22 protein-coding genes are annotated in these 19,640 nt (G+C 62.0%); 5 read left to right on the top strand and 17 right to left on the bottom strand.

The genetic code is table 11. From position 1 onward, the window contains the following. Positions 1-27: 27 nt before the first annotated feature. The 9 genes from RG540_RS03620 to RG540_RS03575 all read right to left on the bottom strand — a co-directional run bounded on the left by RG540_RS03620 (position 28) and on the right by RG540_RS03575 (position 8,629). Positions 28-729, bottom strand: coding sequence for a L,D-transpeptidase (locus tag RG540_RS03620; RefSeq protein WP_038584664.1), 702 nt, complete (start codon positions 727-729; stop codon positions 28-30). 226 nt (positions 730-955) lie between these two features. Beyond that, on the bottom strand, positions 956-1,780 hold the full coding sequence (locus tag RG540_RS03615) for a L,D-transpeptidase (protein ID WP_038584661.1): 825 nt from the start codon (positions 1,778-1,780) through the stop codon (positions 956-958). 65 nt (positions 1,781-1,845) lie between these two features. Beyond that, complete coding sequence (locus RG540_RS03610; protein WP_038584658.1) at positions 1,846-2,571, bottom strand: nucleotidyl transferase AbiEii/AbiGii toxin family protein; 726 nt, start codon at positions 2,569-2,571, stop codon at positions 1,846-1,848. Then, positions 2,568-2,795 carry a hypothetical protein gene (locus RG540_RS03605; protein WP_038584655.1) on the bottom strand — a complete coding sequence of 76 codons (228 nt, stop codon included), beginning with the start codon at positions 2,793-2,795 and terminating at the stop codon, positions 2,568-2,570. Before RG540_RS03605 ends, RG540_RS03610 begins: the two co-directional genes overlap by 4 nt. A gap of 48 nt (positions 2,796-2,843) precedes the next feature. Continuing rightward, positions 2,844-3,797: an alpha/beta hydrolase family protein gene (locus RG540_RS03600; RefSeq protein WP_038584652.1), complete on the bottom strand. Its 954-nt coding sequence runs from the start codon at positions 3,795-3,797 to the stop codon at positions 2,844-2,846. Between the two features lie 109 nt (positions 3,798-3,906). Then, positions 3,907-4,113, bottom strand: a complete 207-nt coding sequence (locus tag RG540_RS03595) for a hypothetical protein (protein WP_038584649.1) — start codon at positions 4,111-4,113, stop codon at positions 3,907-3,909. A gap of 65 nt (positions 4,114-4,178) precedes the next feature. Next, positions 4,179-5,804 (bottom strand): cisplatin damage response ATP-dependent DNA ligase, encoded by a 1,626-nt coding sequence (locus RG540_RS03590; RefSeq protein WP_038584646.1) that lies wholly within the window; start codon positions 5,802-5,804, stop codon positions 4,179-4,181. A 244-nt stretch (positions 5,805-6,048) separates the two neighbouring features. Then, positions 6,049-7,059, bottom strand: coding sequence for a ligase-associated DNA damage response exonuclease (locus RG540_RS03580; protein ID WP_038584640.1), 1,011 nt, complete (start codon positions 7,057-7,059; stop codon positions 6,049-6,051). 37 nt (positions 7,060-7,096) lie between these two features. Beyond that, positions 7,097-8,629: an MDR family MFS transporter gene (locus tag RG540_RS03575; RefSeq protein WP_038584637.1), complete on the bottom strand. Its 1,533-nt coding sequence runs from the start codon at positions 8,627-8,629 to the stop codon at positions 7,097-7,099. A 118-nt stretch (positions 8,630-8,747) separates the two neighbouring features. Here RG540_RS03575 and RG540_RS03570 point away from each other — a divergent pair, with 118 nt between their 5' ends. After that, positions 8,748-9,299 (top strand): MarR family winged helix-turn-helix transcriptional regulator, encoded by a 552-nt coding sequence (locus RG540_RS03570; protein WP_038592978.1) that lies wholly within the window; start codon positions 8,748-8,750, stop codon positions 9,297-9,299. Positions 9,300-9,447: 148 nt separating this feature from the next. On the opposite strand, the gene RG540_RS03565 is transcribed toward RG540_RS03570, so the two are convergent. After that, on the bottom strand, positions 9,448-10,977 hold the full coding sequence (locus tag RG540_RS03565) for a sensor domain-containing protein (protein ID WP_080724874.1): 1,530 nt from the start codon (positions 10,975-10,977) through the stop codon (positions 9,448-9,450). A gap of 226 nt (positions 10,978-11,203) precedes the next feature. Between RG540_RS03565 and RG540_RS03560 the strand changes: the two genes are divergently transcribed. After that, complete coding sequence (locus RG540_RS03560; protein ID WP_038584634.1) at positions 11,204-12,583, top strand: TIGR03808 family TAT-translocated repetitive protein; 1,380 nt, start codon at positions 11,204-11,206, stop codon at positions 12,581-12,583. On the opposite strand, the gene RG540_RS03555 is transcribed toward RG540_RS03560, so the two are convergent. After that, complete coding sequence (locus RG540_RS03555) at positions 12,580-12,867, bottom strand: type II toxin-antitoxin system RelE/ParE family toxin (RefSeq protein ID WP_244446616.1); 288 nt, start codon at positions 12,865-12,867, stop codon at positions 12,580-12,582. The two genes, RG540_RS03560 and RG540_RS03555, sit on opposite strands and share 4 nt — an antisense overlap. Positions 12,868-12,888: 21 nt before the next feature. Beyond that, complete coding sequence (locus RG540_RS03550) at positions 12,889-13,170, bottom strand: ribbon-helix-helix domain-containing protein (protein ID WP_038540865.1); 282 nt, start codon at positions 13,168-13,170, stop codon at positions 12,889-12,891. 134 nt (positions 13,171-13,304) lie between these two features. Between RG540_RS03550 and RG540_RS03545 the strand changes: the two genes are divergently transcribed. Next, complete coding sequence (locus RG540_RS03545) at positions 13,305-13,964, top strand: glutathione S-transferase family protein (RefSeq protein ID WP_038584632.1); 660 nt, start codon at positions 13,305-13,307, stop codon at positions 13,962-13,964. 4 nt (positions 13,965-13,968) lie between these two features. On the opposite strand, the gene RG540_RS03540 is transcribed toward RG540_RS03545, so the two are convergent. Continuing rightward, complete coding sequence (locus tag RG540_RS03540) at positions 13,969-14,865, bottom strand: LysR substrate-binding domain-containing protein (RefSeq protein WP_038584630.1); 897 nt, start codon at positions 14,863-14,865, stop codon at positions 13,969-13,971. A 102-nt stretch (positions 14,866-14,967) separates the two neighbouring features. On the opposite strand from RG540_RS03540, the gene RG540_RS03535 reads away from it, so the two are divergent. Then, a complete protein-coding gene (locus RG540_RS03535; protein ID WP_038584628.1) occupies positions 14,968-15,168 on the top strand; it encodes a hypothetical protein in 201 nt (66 codons plus the stop codon). A gap of 82 nt (positions 15,169-15,250) precedes the next feature. Here RG540_RS03535 and RG540_RS03530 read toward each other — a convergent pair whose 3' ends face one another. Together RG540_RS03530 and RG540_RS03525 are read right to left on the bottom strand one after the other, a co-directional pair. After that, on the bottom strand, positions 15,251-15,883 hold the full coding sequence (locus RG540_RS03530) for a glutathione S-transferase family protein (RefSeq protein ID WP_038584625.1): 633 nt from the start codon (positions 15,881-15,883) through the stop codon (positions 15,251-15,253). 67 nt (positions 15,884-15,950) lie between these two features. Next, positions 15,951-16,307 (bottom strand): hypothetical protein, encoded by a 357-nt coding sequence (locus tag RG540_RS03525; RefSeq protein ID WP_038584622.1) that lies wholly within the window; start codon positions 16,305-16,307, stop codon positions 15,951-15,953. Between the two features lie 126 nt (positions 16,308-16,433). Between RG540_RS03525 and RG540_RS03520 the strand changes: the two genes are divergently transcribed. Continuing rightward, complete coding sequence (locus tag RG540_RS03520; protein ID WP_038584619.1) at positions 16,434-17,189, top strand: DeoR/GlpR family DNA-binding transcription regulator; 756 nt, start codon at positions 16,434-16,436, stop codon at positions 17,187-17,189. Positions 17,190-17,591: 402 nt separating this feature from the next. On the opposite strand, the gene RG540_RS03515 is transcribed toward RG540_RS03520, so the two are convergent. After that, positions 17,592-18,458 (bottom strand): LysR family transcriptional regulator, encoded by an 867-nt coding sequence (locus RG540_RS03515; RefSeq protein ID WP_244446615.1) that lies wholly within the window; start codon positions 18,456-18,458, stop codon positions 17,592-17,594. Between the two features lie 173 nt (positions 18,459-18,631). Beyond that, complete coding sequence (locus RG540_RS03510) at positions 18,632-19,639, bottom strand: asparaginase (RefSeq protein WP_038584614.1); 1,008 nt, start codon at positions 19,637-19,639, stop codon at positions 18,632-18,634. Position 19,640: the final 1 nt, after the last annotated feature.

Raw genomic sequence — 19,640 nt, 5'->3', positions numbered from 1 at the left:
ATGTTTAGCAAGTGTCTGTGACAGAGATTACTGCCACACCACGATGCGCGCCTTTTCCGGCACGCGGTCGTAGAGGTCGATGATATCCTGGTTCATCAGCCGTACGCAGCCCGACGAGACGGCCTTGCCGATCGAGTTCCATTCCGGCGAGCCGTGCAGGCGGTAGAGCGTATCCTGGCCGTTCTTGAAGATGTAGAGCGCGCGGGCGCCGAGCGGGTTCAGAAGGCCGGGCGGCATGCCGCCATTCTTGGCCGAATATTTGGTGAGTTCCGGCTGGCGGGCGACCATTTCGTCCGGCGGCGTCCATTTCGGCCATCTCTGCCGCCACTGGATGACGCCTTCGCCCTGCCAGGCGAACCCCTCGCGGCCAATGCCGACGCCGTAGCGCATCGCAGTGCCGCCCGGCTCGATGAGGTAGAGGAAACGCGAGGCGGTATCGACGACGACCGTGCCTGGACGCTCGCCGGTCGGATCGACGACCTGCTGGCGGTAGTAGCGTGGATTGATCTGCCGATAGGGTATCGCCGGAATGACGAAACCGCCGTCGACGATGGAGCCGTACATCACATCCAGTTCCGACGACGGGCCCTCAATAGGCTCCGGTCGGAAGGCAACCGTAGTCGCCAGCGGACGCGGCACCGATGAGGCGCAGCCGGCAAGCGTGGAGGCCGCACCCGCACCGAGGAGAGACAAAAAACTCCGGCGGGAAAACGAAGGGTTCAGGATCATCTGAGGCAGGACCGTCCGATAGGAAACGCAGGGAACAGCAAAATCGCTCTTTAACGGCAGGGCGGCCGAAAAGTTCCGACTCGCTCCTTCCGCAGGGAAGATAGGTCTGCGGTCGTTAATCAACTATTCACGAGACCTACACGGCGGTTCAAACCCATGAGATGAATCGAACGAAAAAGAGCGGCATCGCCGCTCTTTCCGTCTATTGCCAAGCCTGTTGCGGCGCTCAGAGGACCACGATCTGGGTGCCCGAGGGCACGCGGTCGAAGAGGTCGATGACATCCTGGTTCAGCATGCGCACGCAGCCGGACGAGGTCTGCTTGCCGACAGACTGCCAGTCCGGCGTGCCGTGCACCCGGTAGAGCGTGTCCTGGCCATCCTTGAAGATGTAGAGCGCGCGGGCGCCGAGCGGATTGTTGAGGCCCGGATTGGCACCGCCTTCGGCGGCCGAAAATTTGCGCAGATCCGGCTGGCGGGCGACCATCTCGTCCGGCGGCGTCCAGCGCGGCCATTCCGCCTTGCGCTGGATCACGCCGCGGCCCTGCCAGGCGAAACCGGCCTTGCCGAGGCCGACGCCGTAACGGATCGCCTTGCCGCCCGGCTGCACGAGATAGAGGAAGCGCTCCCTGGTATCGACGACGATCGTGCCCGGCACTTCGCTGGTTTGGTAGTCGACGTCCTGGCGCAGATAACGGGCATCGATGCGCGAATAGGGGATGGCCGGAAGCGTGTGGCCGTCATCGCGGATCACGCCATACATGGCCCGGTGGACCGGGTTGGAAATCGGCAACCCATAGGTCTGATGGAAAGTCGACGGATAGAGCTGGCGCTTGTGCGGAATGGCACCCGGCATCGGAGGTGGCTGGTTCGACGGCGGATCGGCATAGGGCGCGACGTTGAAGACCGGCGACGTCTCCTGGACGAAGACGTCCGGATTCATGCGGCTGGTATCGGTGACCAAAGGGATCTGGCAGCCGCTGACCGCAGCGGTCGCAGCAAGCGTGAAGGAAAGCCCAAGGGTTCGGGGGAAAGATCGAAAGGAGAATGGCATGAGAACCCGTTTCCAGCAGATGACGTCTAGGCCGACAATGGCAGATGCGGCTGGCGCGAGGCTGGTCAAATATCGTCGGAGCGAACCTCGAGCTCCGGCCAAAGGCGGACAGTCTCGCGTCGCAGTTCGCAGATTGCCCTGAGCGCCCTATCTGGTCTCATCATTAGGGAATGGGCCGCTGCATTGCGCTCTTCGGCATCCTGCAGTCGATTTACGACCCAAGCCAGTTTGCGTCCTATATCCGCGCCGTAAGCGGCCGTCGCCTTTTCGACCGCCGCCCCCGGAATCGCTCCGAAATGCTCAACCAGGACCCCTAGATCGAAAGCGTCACGGTAAGCCACCGAGCGATCCTGGCCGCGGTCCGCGTTGGCGAGCAGTTTTTCGGCAAACATGTCTTCAGGAAGCAAGGCCGGCACCAGAAGATCGGCATCCATTCTGCCGTTCAGAGCAATTCGTCCCTCGCGGATGATCTCGAACTTGATCAGCTGTTCCCTGAATTCGAAAACCGTCCGGAGACCGTATTGATCGATGCGAAAATCCCGCACCGCCTTTATCGATTCCGGAAAAAAGGCCTTGAGACCGCGCTCGGTCGCAGCGCTGCGGAGTTCACGATAACCGTCCGAAGAAGCGCAAAGAAAATCGACATCCAGTGAACGCCGATACTCGCCAAGTTTCAACACAATCGCAGTGCCGCCACCGAACCAGCATTCGTTCGCTACAAGGTATTCGCGATCCATCCGCGAGAGTGCTTCGGCAATGATCTGATGTTCGGGGAGAACGAAATCTTTCATCGGGATTTGAGCATCACGCCCCCGCCGAAGGCCCGCGCCAGATCCTCAATGAGATCAGCCTCCCGCCTGGTGAGGCCGCGTTCATCCACAAAACGCCAATTGCGCTCATAGATGGAGAAGGCCTCCTCGGCTGGAATCGGGCGCAATGGATCGCGACTCCAGACGAGCTGCTTCAGCTCCGGGTAATCTGCGGGAATGATGGTGCGGTCCTGCGCAGGTTCCATGGTCGCAAGATAGTGCGGAAATCGTCAAAATGACAGGGGCACTCAGCCCTAACCCGTGACCTGGCTGAAGAAGCGGATGCTCTCGGCGACCGCGCCCGGCACGACGCCGTTGTGGTTGCCGGGCAAGAGCTTTGCCTCGATCGGGACGCCGGCCGATTTTGCCCGATCCATCAGCAGCTGGTGGTCGGCATCGAAGGGCCGTTCCTCGGTGCCGCGCAGCAGCAGCGTCGGGCATTTGAGGCTGTGGCCGAAACAGACCGAGGAGCGCATGATGAATTCCTGCTGGTCGTTTTCGTCGAAACGGACTTCGCGCTCGAAGCGGCCGAAATAACGCCAGGAATTGACGCCGGCCGAGATCGGCGCCGAGGCGCGGAATTTTCGGGTCATCGAGGCAAGCAGCGCAAGGGTGCCGCCATTCGAATGGCCGGCGAGGAAGAAGCGGTTCTTGTCGATCCCCGGCAGGTCCTCCAGGTAGCTTGCGGCAGCCAGCGCATCCGATGTCTCGTCGTAGAAGCCCGAATAATTGCCGGCCTGGCCGTTCTCGCCGCGGAACGAGGGCAGCATGACGACGTAACCGGCTTCCCAATAGGCCTTCATCAGCTCCCAATGGCCGTCACCGGTGGCGTTGCCGCCGTGCAGGAAAAGAACCGCGGGCTTCAGCTTGGCGGAAGGCTCATAGGACGAGATCCAGGCGATCAGTTCGATCGAGCCGTCCGGGCCGCCGCGATACATCACCCTCCTGGCCCCTGCGGGCGTGCCGAGCGGGGCAGACTGTTCGGGAGAAGGCCCCTTCCTCAAGAGATTGGTATGGAACCGCTTGCGGGCTTCGCCATAGTCTTCCTTCTCAAGCGGCGGGACTTCGGGAATGGGAAATTCCGCGCGCGCCGCGGCCGGCAGCAGGGCTGCGACCGAGAGGCCGGCGGCGCCGGCCAGCAGGCTGCGGCGGGTTAAACCACCGTCTTCCATAAGATTTCGGGAAGGAAGAATGCGTTGATCTGTCATATGTGATGAGCCTGAAGAGCGTTTCGCCAGCCTGATATCAACATTTGCAAGAAACACTGTCCATTCACTCATTCGCGAACTTTACAGGAAAACTTGAAGGTCGGATTGCTTATAGCTTCTTGGCACGCATGGCATCCTTCTCCTTGCGCCACTGAACGAGCGCCTGAAGAAACGGCCCCGCGGTCACCCCAAGAATAATCCCGCCGGCCACCCATCCCAGAGCGCCGCCGCCCAAGAGTTCCTGACCGACATAAGCGGCTGCGACGCAGCCGATAAGCGCAACAATGCCCTTTGTGATAAAGCTCGATTTCGTCATTTCATGATCCCCCAAGAACCAAGATCTGCAATATTCGAGATTTAGATAGGCGGTTTTCGATATAATCAACCCTCGCGGGCATCCAGCATCGCGGTCAAGGTCGCCAGCCGGTCGGCGTCGCGCGGCAGCTTGTCCTGGCGCAGGCGGGCGATCCGCGGAAAGCGCATGGCGACGCCGGATTTGTGGCGGGTCGAGCGGTTGATGCCCTCGAAGGCGACTTCCAGCACGAAGCCGAAATCCCGCTCGGCCCGCACCGCCTTGACCGGCCCGAAGCGGTCGATCGTGTTGTCGCGCACGAATTTGTCGAGCACTTCGAGCTCCGCATCGGTAAAGCCGAAATAAGCTTTGCCGACCGGCACCAGTTCCTCGCCATCCGGCGTTTCGGCCCAGACGCCGAAGGTGAAGTCGGAATAATAGCTCGATCGCTTGCCGTGACCGCGCTGGGCATAGAGCATCACCGCGTCGATATTGTAGGGATCACGCTTCCATTTGAACCATGGCCCCTTGAGGCGGCCGGCCTGATAGGGGCTGTCCTTGCGCTTGATCATCACCCCTTCGATGACCGGATCGGGTGGCGCGATGCGAATGCGGTCGAGCTCGTCCCAGGTGCTGAACGGCACGAGTTCGGAGAGGTCGAAACGGTCGTGCGGCGCCTGTTCGATCACGTCGCGGAGCCGCCTGCGGCGCTCGAAAAACGTCTCGGCGCGGATATCGAGGTCGCTTTCGAAGAGCAGGTCGTAGGCACGCACGAAGGCGGGGTAGTCTTCGAGCATTTTTGACGTCACCGTCTTGCGGTTCAGCCGCTGCTGCAGATCGGAGAAGGTGCGGGTCGGATTGTTGGAGCGGGCGGTGCCGCCGACCAGCAGTTCGCCGTCGATGACGCCCTCGAAATTGATCGACCCGACGACGTCCGGAAAGGCGCCGGTGATGTCGTCGCCGGAGCGCGAATAGAGCTTCTTCGTGCCACCGTAGCTCGACATCTGCACGCGGATGCCGTCCCATTTCCACTCGGCGGCGTAATCGGCGGGATCGAGCTTTTCGAGATCGCCCGGCTCCACCGGATTGGCCAGCATGACCGAGTGGAAGATCGCCGGCGTAGCGAGGACCGGCTTTTCCGCCCTGCCCTCCAGCCAGGCGAAGAGCGGTTCATAGGGTGGTGTCAATCCGTGCCAGAGCGTCTCGATCTCGGTGACGTCTTTTCCGCTCATGTCCGACAGCGCCTGCTTGGCGAGACGGGCGGAGACGCCGATGCGGAGCGCACCGGTGACAAGTTTCAGGAAGGCAAAGCGGCTCGACGGGTCGAGCTTGTCGAGCAGGTCGCGGACGGCGGAGCGCACCTCGGTACGGCCGAGCGAATTCATTCTGGTGACGACCTCGCCGAGGCGCGGCTGGTGATCGTCATCGATCACATCCTTGGCGCCGCCATCCCATACCAGCGAAATGGTTTCGGCGAGATCGCCGACATAGTCGTAGGAATATTGGAAGAGGACGGGGTCCAGGCGTTCCAGCACGAGGTCGCGCAGCATGGCCGGCTTGACGCTTTTCAGATCGAGCCCACCGGCGAGTGCGGCCAGGCCGTAGCCGCGGTCGGGATCGGGGGTGTCGCGAAAATAATCGGCGAGAAGGGTCAGCTTGCCGTTGCGCGACGGGGTGAGAACGAGGCGGTCGAGGAGGGTGGCGAAGGCTTTCATCTTGCCACCCCATCGATGGCGTGCGTGGCATACCCCCCTCTGCCCTGCCGGGCATCTCCCCCACAAGGGGGGAGATCGACTCGCGGCATCGCCACTGCCTCGTTCTGGCTCGTCTGCTTTGCAGCAAACAAAGCGGCAGTTATTTGGGGAAGGCCGTGCCACATCCGATCTCCCCCCTTGTGGGGGAGATGGCCGGCAGGCCAGAGGGGGGTGTCGGCGGCACGAACGGAAAAGTCCTTCGCCATCAGTCCCCCTCATCCTCATAACCCACCAGATGCAGCGGCCGGGCGGGGATGTTCTTCAGCTCGCACCAGCGCACCAGTGCCTCCTCGCGGCCGTGGGTGACCCAGACTTCGGATGGGCCGATCTCCTCGATGGTCGACAGTAGTTCCGGCCAGTCGCAATGGTCGGAGATGACCAGCGGCAGTTCGACGCCCCCTTGTCTGGCGCGCTGGCGCACCATCATCCAGCCGGAGGCAAAGGCGATCAGCGGTTCGTTGAAGCGGCGTGCCCAGCGATCCTGGAAGGCGGAGGGCGGGCCGACGATGACCGCGCCTTTGAAGGCGTCGGGGCTGCTCTTCTCGATGGTCGCGGGTCTTATATCGCCGAGATCGATGCCTTGGCCGACGTAATAATCGCAGAGTTTGGCGAGCGCGCCGTGGATGTAGATCGGTTCGGAATAACCGCAATCGCGGATCAGCCGGATGACCCGCTGCGCCTTGCCGAGCGCATAGGCGCCGACGAGATGGCTGCGCTCGGGAAACTGCTTCAACGAGGTGAGCAGCTTGTCGATTTCATCCCTGGGATCCGGGTGGTGGAAAACCGGCAGGCCGAAGGTCGCCTCGGTGATGAAGACGTCGCAGGCGACCGGCACGAAAGGTGCGCAGGTGGGATCGACGCCGCGCTTGTAATCGCCCGAAACGACGATGCGCAGCCCTTGCCTTTCGATGGCAATCTGGGCCGAGCCGAGCACATGGCCGGCGGGATGAAAACTCACCCGCACGCCCTCGACATCGATCTCCTCGCCGAAGGAGGCTGCCTGTTCCTCGCCGCAGAAATCCTCGCCGTAGCGAAGCCGCATGATGTCGAGCGTCTGGCGGGTCGCCAGAACCTTGGCATGGCCGGCGCGGGCGTGGTCGGAATGGCCGTGGGTGATCAGCGCCCGCTCGACGGGACGGACCGGATCGACATGGAAACGGCCAATCGGGCAGAACAGCCCGGCCGGGGTGGGATGAAGCAGCGCCTCTGGTTTCATGCCCTTGAAGATAGGGCAAAAACGGTCGGACGCCAGATCACTCCGAAGCGGTGGCCGGCTTCTTTTCGGCGATCACCGCCTGCGGCAGCCGGGCAGGTTTCAGCATCAGGGCGGCGATGAGACCGATCAGCGCCATGGCGCTGCCGGCCATGAACACGGGCGTGAAGGCCTCGGTATAAAGCGTGTGGACTGCAAGGCGCGACGGCTCGGGCAGTTCCATCATCATCACCGGCGTCAGCGAGCCTATATCCTCGACGCCCGGAATGCTGGTACCGACGCCCCTGATGCCGGCAGCGACGATCGCGCCGTAGACCGAGATGGCAATCGAGGCGCCGGCCATGCGCATCAGCGTCACGGCGCCGGTGGCGGCACCGACATCCTCGCGAGGGGCCGAATTCTGCACGCCAATGATCGGCGCCTGCTGGCCGAAGCCGATCGCCAGGCCCTGCATCAGCATGAAGCCGAGGATGATATAGATCGGGGTACCGACCGGAAGCTGCGAGAAGATCAACAGGGCAACGATATTCAGCGACAGGCCGATCAGCGTGAACGGCTTATAGCGGCCGGTGATCGAGATCAGCCGGCCGGTCGACAGCGAGCCGATGACGATGCCGAGGGTCGTGGCGACAAAGCAGAAGCTCGCGGTCGTCGGCGACAGGCCGGTGGTCGTCTGCAGGAAGAGCGCGAAATAGTTGGCCATGCCGATCGCCACCGCGCCGGTACAGAAGGAGACGATCAGGAACAGGGAAAAGGTCGAATCGCGGAAAAGTTTCAGCGGCACGATCGGCTCCGGCACCTTCCCTTCGACGAAGACCCAGAGCACGGCGCAGAGCGCGCCCGCCGCCACGACGACCATCGACTGCCAGGCGACCAGCGAACCGAACAGCGTGACGCTGTCGGCCCAAACGACGACGCTCGCAACGGTTCCCGCCAGCAGGACCGCGCCGAGATAATCGATCTTCGGCTTGCGGATCGGGCGGCGATAGGGAAGCAGAAGCGAAATGCCGGTGACCGCGATGATGCCGATCGGCAGGTTGATGAGGAAGATCGACCGCCAGCCGAACAGTTCACTCATCGTGCCACCGAGCAGCGGCCCGAGGCTGCCGGAGGCCATGATCACCAGGCTCGAATAACTCTGGTATTTCGCCCGTTCCCGCGGCTCGAACAGGTCGGCATTGATGGAGAAGATCGACACCATGATGCCGCCGCCGCCGAACCCCTGCAGCACGCGCGAGGCGATCAGCGAATCCATCGACCAGGCGAGCCCGCAGGTGAGCGAACCGATGGTGAAGATGACGATCGCCGCCAGCATCACGTATTTGCGGCCGAACAGATCGCCTAGCTTGCCGTAGATCGGCATCGAAGTGCTGCTGGCGAGAAGATAGGCCGACCCGATCCAACCGAAACGCTCCAGTTCGCCGAATTCCCCGACAATCGTCGGCAGCGCCGTCGAGACGATCTGGTTGTCCAGCGTCGCCATGAACAGCGCCGTCAGCAAAAAGCAGAAGATCACCAACCGCTGGCGGTGGTTGGCGACAAGCGGCACATGGGCCGGACGGGTCATATCCATGGGTCAATCCAAAGTGTCGGAAATTTATGTGCCTTCAGCATATAATTGTCAACGGCACTTTGATGCGCAGGGCAAAGAACGGTTGGAAAGCCTGATGGGCTTTGATATGTTCGCCAACATGACGAGCAAGAGCCTTTTGAGCCGGAAACCCGCTGCTGCTTCACCCTCCCCCGAGGACGTGGCCCGCGTGAGCGAAATGCTCGGGCGGATGCGAATTCTGATCGGCCGGCGGATCATCGGCCGCACGGCGATTGCCAATATCGCGCCGGGCCTGGAAATTTCGCATCTAGACGTGCTGGACGTGATGCGCCGCATCGAAGGCGAGGTAACGGTGGGCGCGATTGCCGAGGCGATGCGCATCGACCCCTCGCGCGGCAGCCGGCTGGTAGCCGATCTCGTCGCCCGCGGCATCCTGCGCCGCGACGCCTCCCAGGCGGACGGCCGCCGTTCGCTGGTCGTGCGCACCGAACTCGGAGACAGCCTGCTCGCCGAGATCCGTTCCGTCAAACGCTCCCTGCTCGCGCGCGTCCTGGAGGACTGGCCGGAAGACGAACTTCACACATTCTCGCTGCTGTTCGAAAAATTCGTGTCGAGTTACGAAGAGATCTTCGTGGCGCCGGAAAAATCGTCGGACGACGAGCTTTCCGAAGCGCCTCGGCCGATGCCATAAGCTTCCGGCATTGCGGGAGATATTGCTGCGGGGATGTCCGTGACGAGACCTCGATACCTCGCTCGAAGCGGCAGCCGAAGAACTGCACAAACAGGGCTATTGGTTAGTCCGGCGATATCTCGGTAGCTCCCATCTTGATAAGGGAAGCCTAGATGCCGAGACCGTCGCCCGGGACATGCGAAACGCGCAGGCGGTCGCGGCCCAGGTCCTTGGCTTCGTACATGGCACGGTCGGCGCGGGCGAGCAGTTCCTCGGGCGTTTCACCATCCTGCGGGAAGAAGGCGACGCCCATGCTGCAGGTGGCGGTGACGCTCTTGTCGTCGATGACGATGGGTTTCGAGATCGCGGTTCTCAATTCCTGAAGCCGGCGCATCAGGCCGAGTTCGTCGTGACTGACATTGCTGAAGACGATCGCGAACTCGTCGCCGCCAAGGCGAACCAGAAGATCGGTGACGCGGACGCAGTTGACCATGCGCCACGACAGTGTTTTCAACACCTCGTCGCCGGCCGCGTGACCCAGCGTATCGTTGATCTGCTTGAAATTGTCGAGGTCGAGATAAGCGACCGTGACTTTGCGTTTCTCGCGGCGGGCCTCATGCAGGGCGCGGCTGAACTGCGCCCAGAACAGCGTCCGGTTCGGCAGGCCGGTCAGCGGATCGTGATGGGCCATGTGCTGGATGCGCTCTTCCGAGCGGGCGCGCTCGATGGCGATGCCGGCAATATCGGTCGCCATCGCGGTCAGCTCCAGCTCGAGTTCGGTCGGTTCGCGCGGTGCATCGGAATAGAGCCCGAACGTGCCAAGCACCCGCCCGTCCGCGCCCATGATCGGCGTCGACCAGCAGGAGCGAAAACCGAATCTCAGCGCCAGTTCGCGATAATTGTCCCAGAGCGGATCGGTCAGCACGTCCTTGACGAAGACAGGTTCGCGCCGCCAGGCGGCGGTGCCGCAGGAGCCGACCTTCGGGCCGATCTCGATGCCATCGATCAGTTTCACATAGGCCGGCGGAAGGCTGGACGCCGAGCCGTGACGCAGCCGGTCCGTACCTTCTTCGAGAAACAGGACCGAGGCCGTGACGTCGTCCAGCTCATCCTCCACCGTTTTGACCAGCGCATCCAGAACCGCCGTCAAAGGCTGGCCGCGGGCGATCATCTCGAGAAGACGCGCATGGCCGTGCCGGCGGTTGTCCTGGCGCTTGCGCTCGGTAATGTTGCGGGAAATGCCAACCAGGCCGACGACCTGGCCGTGAACATCGCGCAGCGGCATTTTGGAGGTGGTAAGCCAGAGCACACGGCCATCGCCGAGCTTGACGCGCTCCTCGCGACCGTCGATCGCCACGCCGGTCGACATGATCTCCTGTTCGACCAGAAACAGTTCGCGTGCGGTTTCATGATCGAGAATGTCGAAATCCGTCTTGCCGATCAGGTCGTTGCCTTCATGCAGCTTGCTGCTGCGCCCGGCTGCGGCATTGGCAAAGACGAAGCGGCCGCGACGGTCCTTTACGTAAATGAAGTCCGGGAGCTGATCGAGAAGGGTACGGGTTTCCAGTTCGAGCGTGACCAGGGCAACGTCGAGGTCGATATCACCGTCGGTGGAAACGCGCAGGAGGCGGCTGCAGAGCTCGTCGAGCGGATCGGGGGCAAACGTCAAGGGCATGCTATGCGACATGGGTCCCGCCATCCGAGTGCCTCCTTTTCATTTTCAACAGAAAATACGCGGGAACTCGCGCCAATTGCCCTATAGCATGACGGAGAATTCCTTATCGTTGCTTAAAATCATCGTGAAATTGCCATGGTTGAAGCTTGGACAGAAGTCTTTTTACTGAGCTGTCCAAGACTTTTAGCGTAATAACAATATAAAGGACTGGCATAGAAAATGCTTTATTGACGCCAGGAGGAGGCGCTGGATGATTTCGAGACGGGCGGCGTTGACGATGATCGCGGGGGCGGCGGCTGCCGGAACCCTGCCTCCCCGCGTTTTCTCGGCCCCACAAGGCTTTCCGTCGGTCGACCTGCGCGGCTCGATCGATGCCGGTGCGCATGGCGTCACGCCTGACGGTGGAGACAAGCAGAACCGCAAACTCGCAGAGATTATCGCCAAGGCGGCGCGCCAGAACATGCCGGTCTTCCTGCCGCCCGGAAACTACCCGGTGTCCAATCTCGACCTGCCCGAAGGCACGCGCATCACCGGCGTGCCGGGCGCGTCGCGGCTCGTCTATTCCGGTGACGGGCGGATGCTTACGGCCGACGGGGTGCGCCGCATCGAGCTTTCCAACATCGTCATCGACGGGGCGAGCCGCCGGCTCGACGACCAGAGTGCGGCGCTCGTCCATATGCGCGGCGTCGGTGAAATCGTCATCGACAATTGCGAGGTCATCGGCGCGCGCAAGACGGCCGTGCAGTTCGAGCGTTGTGGCGGGCGGATCGAGCGGAGCCGGATTTCCGGCGCCGCGGAATATGGCCTCTATGCAGTCGAAAGTACGGGGCTTTCGGTCACCGGCAATACGGTTTTCGATTGCGGCAATGGCGGCATCCTGATCCATCGGTGGACCAAGGGCGCCGACGGCACGATCGTTTCCGGCAATCGTATCTCCCGGATCGGCGCCACCAATGGCGGCACCGGTCAGTATGGCAATGCGATCAATCTGTTCCGGGCCGACAACGTGATGGTGACCGGCAACCAGATCTCGCAATCGGCCTTTTCGGCGATCCGCGCCAACAGCGCCTCGAACGCCCAGATCGCCAACAACACCTGCCTCGCCTCCGGCGAGACCGCGATCTATGCGGAATTCGCCTTCGAGGGCGCCATGGTCTCGGGCAATATCATTGACGGCGCGGCGAACGGCATCTCGGTCGTCAATTTCAACGAGGGCGGCCGGCTGGCGACCGTCGCCAACAACATCGTCCGCAACCTGAAGTCCACCGGTCCCTATGTGCTCGACGAAGCGATCTTCGGCGTCGGCATCAGCGTCGAGGCGGACACCGCGGTGACCGGCAACGTCATCGAGAATGTGCCGCTCTGGGGCATGGCGCTCGGTTTCGGGCCGTACCTGCGTAACGTGCTCGTGAGCAACAACATCGTCCGGCAAGCGAAAGTCGGCTGCGCGGTGACCGTGGTCGAAGGGGCGGGAAGCGCCCTGATTTCCGGCAACCTGTTCGAGGCGGTGAAGGACGGCGCGGTGATCGGCCATCGCTGGAAGGCGCCATCCACGGCAGAGCTGGCTCGCGGAGACGGTCAGGCCCAGGGGTTCAAGCATCTGACGATCGAGAACAACCGGATTGTTTAGTCGAGATCGCTGGAAGCGTCGCCGAAATCAATATTGCGGCCGCGATGGAAGATGCGGGCGATAACGACGACATCGCCTTTAACCTGAAACGCGATGGTCGCTTTGCGCCGGTATCCGACGAGGCGCAGGCCCGGCCTCTTGTTGGAGAAAACGCCGCGTTCGGGAAAGGTTTCAAAGGAGTAACAGTAGTCGATCAACCGATCGACGTATCGCTTGGCAACTTTCTCCCCCCGCGGCAGGTACCAAGTACTCCAAGAGCTCCGCGACGTCCTCTTCGGCATCATCCGAGAACAAGACCGTATACTTCATGCCTCTGGATCGACCAGTTTGTCGACGCGGGCATGCAGCCTTCTACGTGCCTCCTCAAGCGGCATGACCTTGGAGGGATCCGCTTCGATCTCATCCAGCGTCGGAACCACCTCCTCAACCAGCCACTTCTCGATTGCCGCATCGCGGGCGAGCAGGGTGCGCAGGCCGTCGCGGATGACTTCGCTTTCGGTGGCGTATTCGCCGGAAGCGACCTTGGACTTGACCATCTGCGCCATTTCGAGCGGCAGGGTGATGCTGAGCGACTGGGTGGTGCGCATGATCGGCTCCTTTCCAAGACATCGGACACGATTAAATCCTATCGAAAACTTTCATGATCGTCCAATGCGGATTGGTCTTCCGTTTTGCGCGCCATGCCCATAGCTTGCGGCCTGCATTTCAGGAGGGACATTGAATGCTGAAAATCTATGGCGTTTACCGCTCGCGCGCCACGCGGCCGCTCTGGCTTATCGAAGAGCTGGGTATTCCTTTCGAACATATTCCGATCATCCAGGGTTATCGCCTACCCGAGCCGATGGCACCGGGCGCACCGGTCAACACGCTGTCGCCGGAATTCTTGAGCGTTAACCCGATGGGCTCGATCCCGTCGATGGACGACGCCGGTTTCGTGCTGCACGAATCGCTCGCCATCACGCTCTACCTCGCCCGCAAATATGGCGGAGAGCTCGGCCCGAAGGATATCGCCGAAGAAGGCCAGATGGTGCAGTGGTCGCTGTTCGGCGCGACCAGCATCGAAACCCCGGCGCTGAAGATCTCCGCCACGATCGCCGGAGGCCGCGCCGAGACCGAGGAAGGCAAAGCGGATATCGAAGTGGCGGCCCGCACCCTGAAGCGGCCGTTCGACGTGCTCGAAAAGCACCTTTCCAAGACCGGCCACATGGTCGGCGGCCGCTTTACCGTGGCGGACATCAATGTCGGAGAAGTCGTGCGTTATGCACAAGGGTATGCGCCGCTGTTCGACAGCCGCCCGGCCTTGAAGGCCTGGATCGAGGCCGCGCAGGCTCGCTCCGGTTTCAAGGCGATGTGGGACAAGCGGACCGCCGAACCGGCGTAACGCCTTAACTTACGCTTTCCGTGAGCGGCGGCAGTTCCGTCTTCAGCCAATCCCGGAAAGCCCTCACCTTCGCCGGCATCCTAGCGCCGGCGCGGGTGACGAGATAATGCCCCATGCCGGTATGCGCCCGTATCGAAAAGGGTTCGACCAGCCGCCCCTGTTCCAGCGCATAGGTGGCGAGCGTATGCCATGCGAGCATCACGCCCTGCCCCGCAATCGTCGCATCGAGGCAGAGCGAGGCATCGTTGAAGACATGCCGCGTCGCCATGCCGGCGCCGGACAATCCCGCCTCGTTCAGCCAGATCGCCCAGGAAAACATCGATGGGCCGTCGATGATCGCCGGCAGTTTCAGGATATCCTTCGGCTGCTTCAGCTTCTCGGCGAGTGCCGGGGAGCAGACCGGAAACACCGTCTGCTCGATCAGCAGCTCCGCATCGACGCCCGGCCATGTGCCTGGCCCGACGCGGATACCGAGATCGATATCGTCTACGCCAAGGTCCGCGAGCCTGGTCGTGGCATCTATCCGCAGCCGGATTTCCGGGTGCAGGCTCGAGAACCGGTCGAGCCGGTGGACGAGGAACCGGGCTGCAAACACAGGCGCGACGGAAATGGTCAGCAGCGCATCGTCCTGCCGCCTGCCGATCGCCATCGCTTCGGAAAGCGCATGAAACCCGTCGGTCAATCGCGCCAGCATGGGGCGGGCCGCATCGACCGGCATCATGCCCTTCGGCAGGCGTTGAAAGACCGGCTGGCCGAGCTGGGCTTCGGCCTTGATGACCTGCTGGCTGACGGCACCGACCGAGACGCCGAGTTCATCGGCAGCCGCCTGCAGCGAGCCCAGGCGCCCGACTGCCTCAAGAGCCCGCAAGCCGTTGAGATGCACGAGGTTGAGATTGCTCATATAGCTTTTCTATAGCCACGCTCTCAAGAACTCAATTGAAAAACCGAGCGGAAAAGCCGATGTTACGTCTGCAAATGGTCACATATTTGCGAGGTAACGGTCATGGCACCGCTGAAGATTTTCTTGAACTTGAAAGCTTGGTTGGAAACGACCGAAACATTGACGGACCTGCAGTCGAACGACCTGTTCCGTCATCCCGACATCCGCGCGATGGACCTGCGGCAACTCGCCGACCTGCCCTTCCCGCGCCCGCTTCAAGCCGATACGAACTGCAACGAAGCGCCTCTGGCGAAATGCGCCTGACGCTCCCATGATCCGCTTCCCGCCCAAGGGCGGATCATAGGGCTGACGTGAATCGGTGTTCGAGCGGAAAAACTTGCCGGCGTTAGACCGCGGTCGCCGCAGCCTGCTCGGCAATTGCGCGCTGCACCGCCGGACGCTGCCTGACGCGCTCGTAATGGGCGTTGACCTTCGGGAAGTCGGCACGGTCGAGCTTCATGTTAGCGAGCCAGTCGGTCATCAGGTAGAGATAGGCGTCGGCGACCGAATAGGTTTCGCCGAGCACATAGGGGCCTTCGAGCAACGAGTCCTCGATCACCTGAAAACAATCATGAAAGACCTTTGGCGCCTTGGCGGCCATGTCGTCGAAGGAGGACTGGTTGTCCGCCCAGCGATAACCACGACGCCAATGGGCATAGGCGACATGCACCGTCGAGGCGATATAGGCGTTGAACGCCTGCATCTTGCCGAACAGGAACGGGTCGTCGAGCGGCGCCAGCTTTGCCTCGGGTGCGGCCTGGGCGATGAAGGCGAGGATGGCGACGGACTCGGTGATGACGCCCCGGTCAGTTGCGAGCGCCGGAACGCGGCCCTTGGGATTGATCTTCAGATAGGCTTCCGACTGCTGCTCCTTGTCGGCGAATTTCACCCATTTGATCTCGTAGGGCAGACCGGATTCGGCAAGCGCGATGTGGCTGGCCAGTGAACAAGCGTTGGGCGAAAAGAACAGTGTATACATGAAAATCCTCCTTTGGACCGCGCCGTTCTAGCACGGTTTTTTCAGGCTAGAAGTCCCAAACCAGCGATCAACTGACGCCCGGTACATCCTCCAGCCGATGCCAAACCGGAATGCCGCGCTCGTTGGCGATCCGGACATCGTTGTCGGCGCCCTTGGAAGCACCCGGCAGGCGCAGGACGCCCTCGCAGAGCTGCAGCAGACGGCCGGCGACGGGATGAAATATCTCCTCGTACAGGTTGTCGCCGACGTGTTTTCCGCCGGCCGCATGCCAGACCGGCAGCGCCACCCATTCGCCGATCATCGGCACATGGCCGGCCTTGAACAACGCATGGGACGGCGCTTCAAGCCGCTTGAGATTTTCGGCCATCTTCTCAGGATCGTCTCCGGTGCCGGAGCGGTAGGGGCCGGCAATCAAAATCAACATCTTCGTTCTCCAAACTTGTCCGCATTCATCGCGGAACTGCACGAATATGCCGGAAATGCTTTACATCGTTGGCGTTTTCAGGCATATTCGCGCTTATTCATGCAATTTCGTGCAGAGTCAAGAGCCATGCTGACAAGCCAACGCAAGAGCCTCATTCTCGACATGCTGCGCCGGGAGGGGCAGGTCGTGGCCAAACGGGCGGCGGAAGAATTTTCGCTTTCCGAGGATACGATCCGGCGGGACCTTCGGGAGATGGCGGCGGAAGGCCTGCTGCGGCGCGTGCATGGCGGGGCGATGCCGATCGCACCCGATCTGCCGGATTTCTCCGCCCGGCGGGCGGTGTCGTCGGATGTCAAGCAGCGGCTCGGCAGGGCTGCAGCTGATATGGTGAAGCCGGGCCAGACGATTTTTCTGGACGGCGGCACGTCGACGGCCGAGATTGCCCGTGCCCTGCCCCGCGACTTCGCCTTTACCGTGATCACCCATAGCCCGACGATCGCCGCAGAACTCGAACGTCATCCGACGGCCGACGTGATCCTGATCGGCGGCAAGCTCTACAAACATTCGATGGTGGCGACGGGTGCGGCGGCGATGAACCAAATCGCGCTGATGCGGCCGGACATCTTCTTCCTCGGCGTCACCGCCGCCCATCCGGTGCGCGGGCTCTCCACCGGCGACTTCGAGGAGGCGGCGATCAAACGCCATATCGCCGCCTGTTCCGCAGAGACGATCACGCTCGTCACGGAGGAGAAGCTGGATGCAGTCTCGCCGCATGTGATCATGCCGGTTTCGGCATTGTCGGGCATGATCGTGCAGGAGGGCATCGACGAGGAGCGGCTGGCGTCCTACAGGGCTTTGGGGATCGCCTTGCTGGAAGCCTGAGGCCCGTCGTCGAGAGCCGGCCCAAGCGGCTTTCTCATCAGTGAGCGGCAGGCCATGCGAAAACATTCGACAAAAACACGGCGGATTGCGGCGTTCCGCAATTGTTGGGCGAGCCGTCCGTGATGCCTTATCACGCTGGATGTCACGATAGGTTGGCAAGCTTCCTGCCGCTTCGGAAACAGGCGTGCGTATATCATTTCGCTTCTGCCTTCCCTTGCCGGGCATGAAGGACATTTTTGACGCCGGAGAACAATCGCGAGCGGAAGACAGTGACGATCATAGGGCGGGCTCCTCTAAACACCGGGAGACGACACGCGGGGCAGCGTCGTGGGCGATCCGGTCCATTCCAGAAGAGGATGAGCGCCGCTCAACTATAAATCAAATGCATTGTTTCTATAATGATTATGCATCGGACGAGGAGCCCTCGAGCCTCTTCGTCAAGGCGTTCGCCAGTCGATCGACCGCCGGGTCGAAGCGTCTCGGCATAGCGCTGCGGACCAGGGTGACGGTTGCGGGGATGACGAAATCCATCACGGACAGGATCTGCCGGCCTTCGCGATGCGGGCTGTGCTCGAACAAACGGCGCGGGACGAGCGCAAGACCTCCCACCTTGGACAGAAGCGACAGCTGAAGATCTTCCCCGAAAATCTCGGCGGCGATTCGCATGGGAAGCTGCTGGCGATCGAAGGACCGAACCAGCGCTGCACGACATCCACATCCCGGCGGGTTGAGAAACCAATCTTCCTCCGCCAGATCCCTCAGGCGCCACGGACTGCCGTCCCGCTTTGTGGGGAGGCGCGACGCAGAAACCACGACGACCTGTTCCGCGCCGAGCGCGATGCGCTGCAGTCCGGGTGGGACCGTGTGATCGTCGGTCAACAATCCAACGGCGCAATCGATGGCGCCACTCCGCACTTCTTCGATCAGGCCGACGCTCCAATTCGAACTGATCTGGAGTCGCAGGCGCGGGAAATCCTGCCGAAGCGTTTCCAGCGGCGTGCTGAGAACTATCTCTCCCAGGCCGTGGGCCACCCCGATCTTCAGTTCGCCGGCCGGATCGGCGGCGCTCGTCGTACAGGCTTCCAGTTCCGTCACGGCAGCAAGCACGCGCCGGCAATGCTCGAGAACATGGCTGCCAAGCGCCGTCAGTATGGCAGGTTTCACCGTGCGATTGAAGAGGAGGCCTTCTCCCACAGCGATTTCGAAGCTTTGGATGCGCCGTGTCATGGCGGGCTGGGTGAGATTGAGGCGTGCCGCCGCGCGGCTCACGGAGCCCGTTTCCGCCACTGCGACGAAGGCCTCGATATCTTGAAGATTCATGCCCTGGATTTATAAACGTGGGCAGATTATGTGCAAGAGAGAATATCTAAAAGGTGGCGAGAAGACCGTCCCTCCGCTTGATGAGGGAGGGCGCTGCCACGCCCACCCTGCCGGCGTCGACCTCACGCAAACAGCGCGTCGGTCACCCTCACGTCACCCACATGGATGCCGTTCCAGTTCTTCATCGGCTTGTTGGCCATCGCCATCAGCTTTGTATGCACCTCGCCGCCCTTTTCGAAATAGCGGGCGATCAAGGCGAAGATCATCGCTTCCGCGGCGCGGGTGGTGCCGTCCTCGCATTTCACCGCCATGGCAATGCCCTGATCGGGCAGCGCGGCGACGAAGACGCCTTCGGCGCCGGTCTTGGCAAAGATCTTGCCGGGCGCGACTTCCATCAGTTTGGTGCAGGCGCGGTTGGTGCCGGCGACGTAAAAGGGCTCGGCCATGCAGGCATCCATCAGCCGGCGGGAAGCTTTGGCACGTTCGGCGGACAGGGTGTTGCCGGTCGCCATTTTTGCAAAACCGTGGGCGAGGCCTTTCAACGGCACGGCATACGTCGGTATCGAGCAGCCGTCGGTGCCGCAATTCTGGTGGCCGATGATTGCGCCGGTCAGGGTTTCCATCGTGCCGCGGATTTCGGCCTGCAGCGGATGGTCGTAATCGACGTAACCCTTCACATCCATGCCCGCGTGCACGCAGGTGCAGACGAAACCCGAATGTTTGCCGGAGCAATTGTTGTGAAGTGCCGTCGGCGCCTCGATGGTGCGGGCCTGATGGATCAGCACCGCCTGTTCCGAAGACCAATGGGCGCCGCATTCGAGCGCACTGTCGTCGCGGCCGGCCTTGCCGAGCATCGAGGCAGCCATTGCCACATGCGCGTCCTCGCCGGAGTGGGAGGCACAGGCAAAGGCGAGTTCCTTGTTGCCGAAGCCATAGGCATCCGCCGCACCGCTTTCGATGAGCGGCAGCGCCTGCATGGCCTTGCTGGCGGAACGAGGGAAAACATGCGCTTCCGCCTCGCCGAACGAGAACAGCACCTTGCCGTCACCATCGACGACCGCGCCGAGTCCGCGATGGCGGCTTTCGACCAGGTTGCCTCTAGTGACTTCGACGGTAACGGGGTTTTGCATG

The sequence above is a fragment of the Neorhizobium galegae bv. orientalis str. HAMBI 540 genome (genome assembly GCF_000731315.1).
Taxonomy (GTDB): domain Bacteria; phylum Pseudomonadota; class Alphaproteobacteria; order Rhizobiales; family Rhizobiaceae; genus Neorhizobium; species Neorhizobium galegae.
This window is presented reverse-complemented; position numbering and strand designations above follow the sequence as displayed.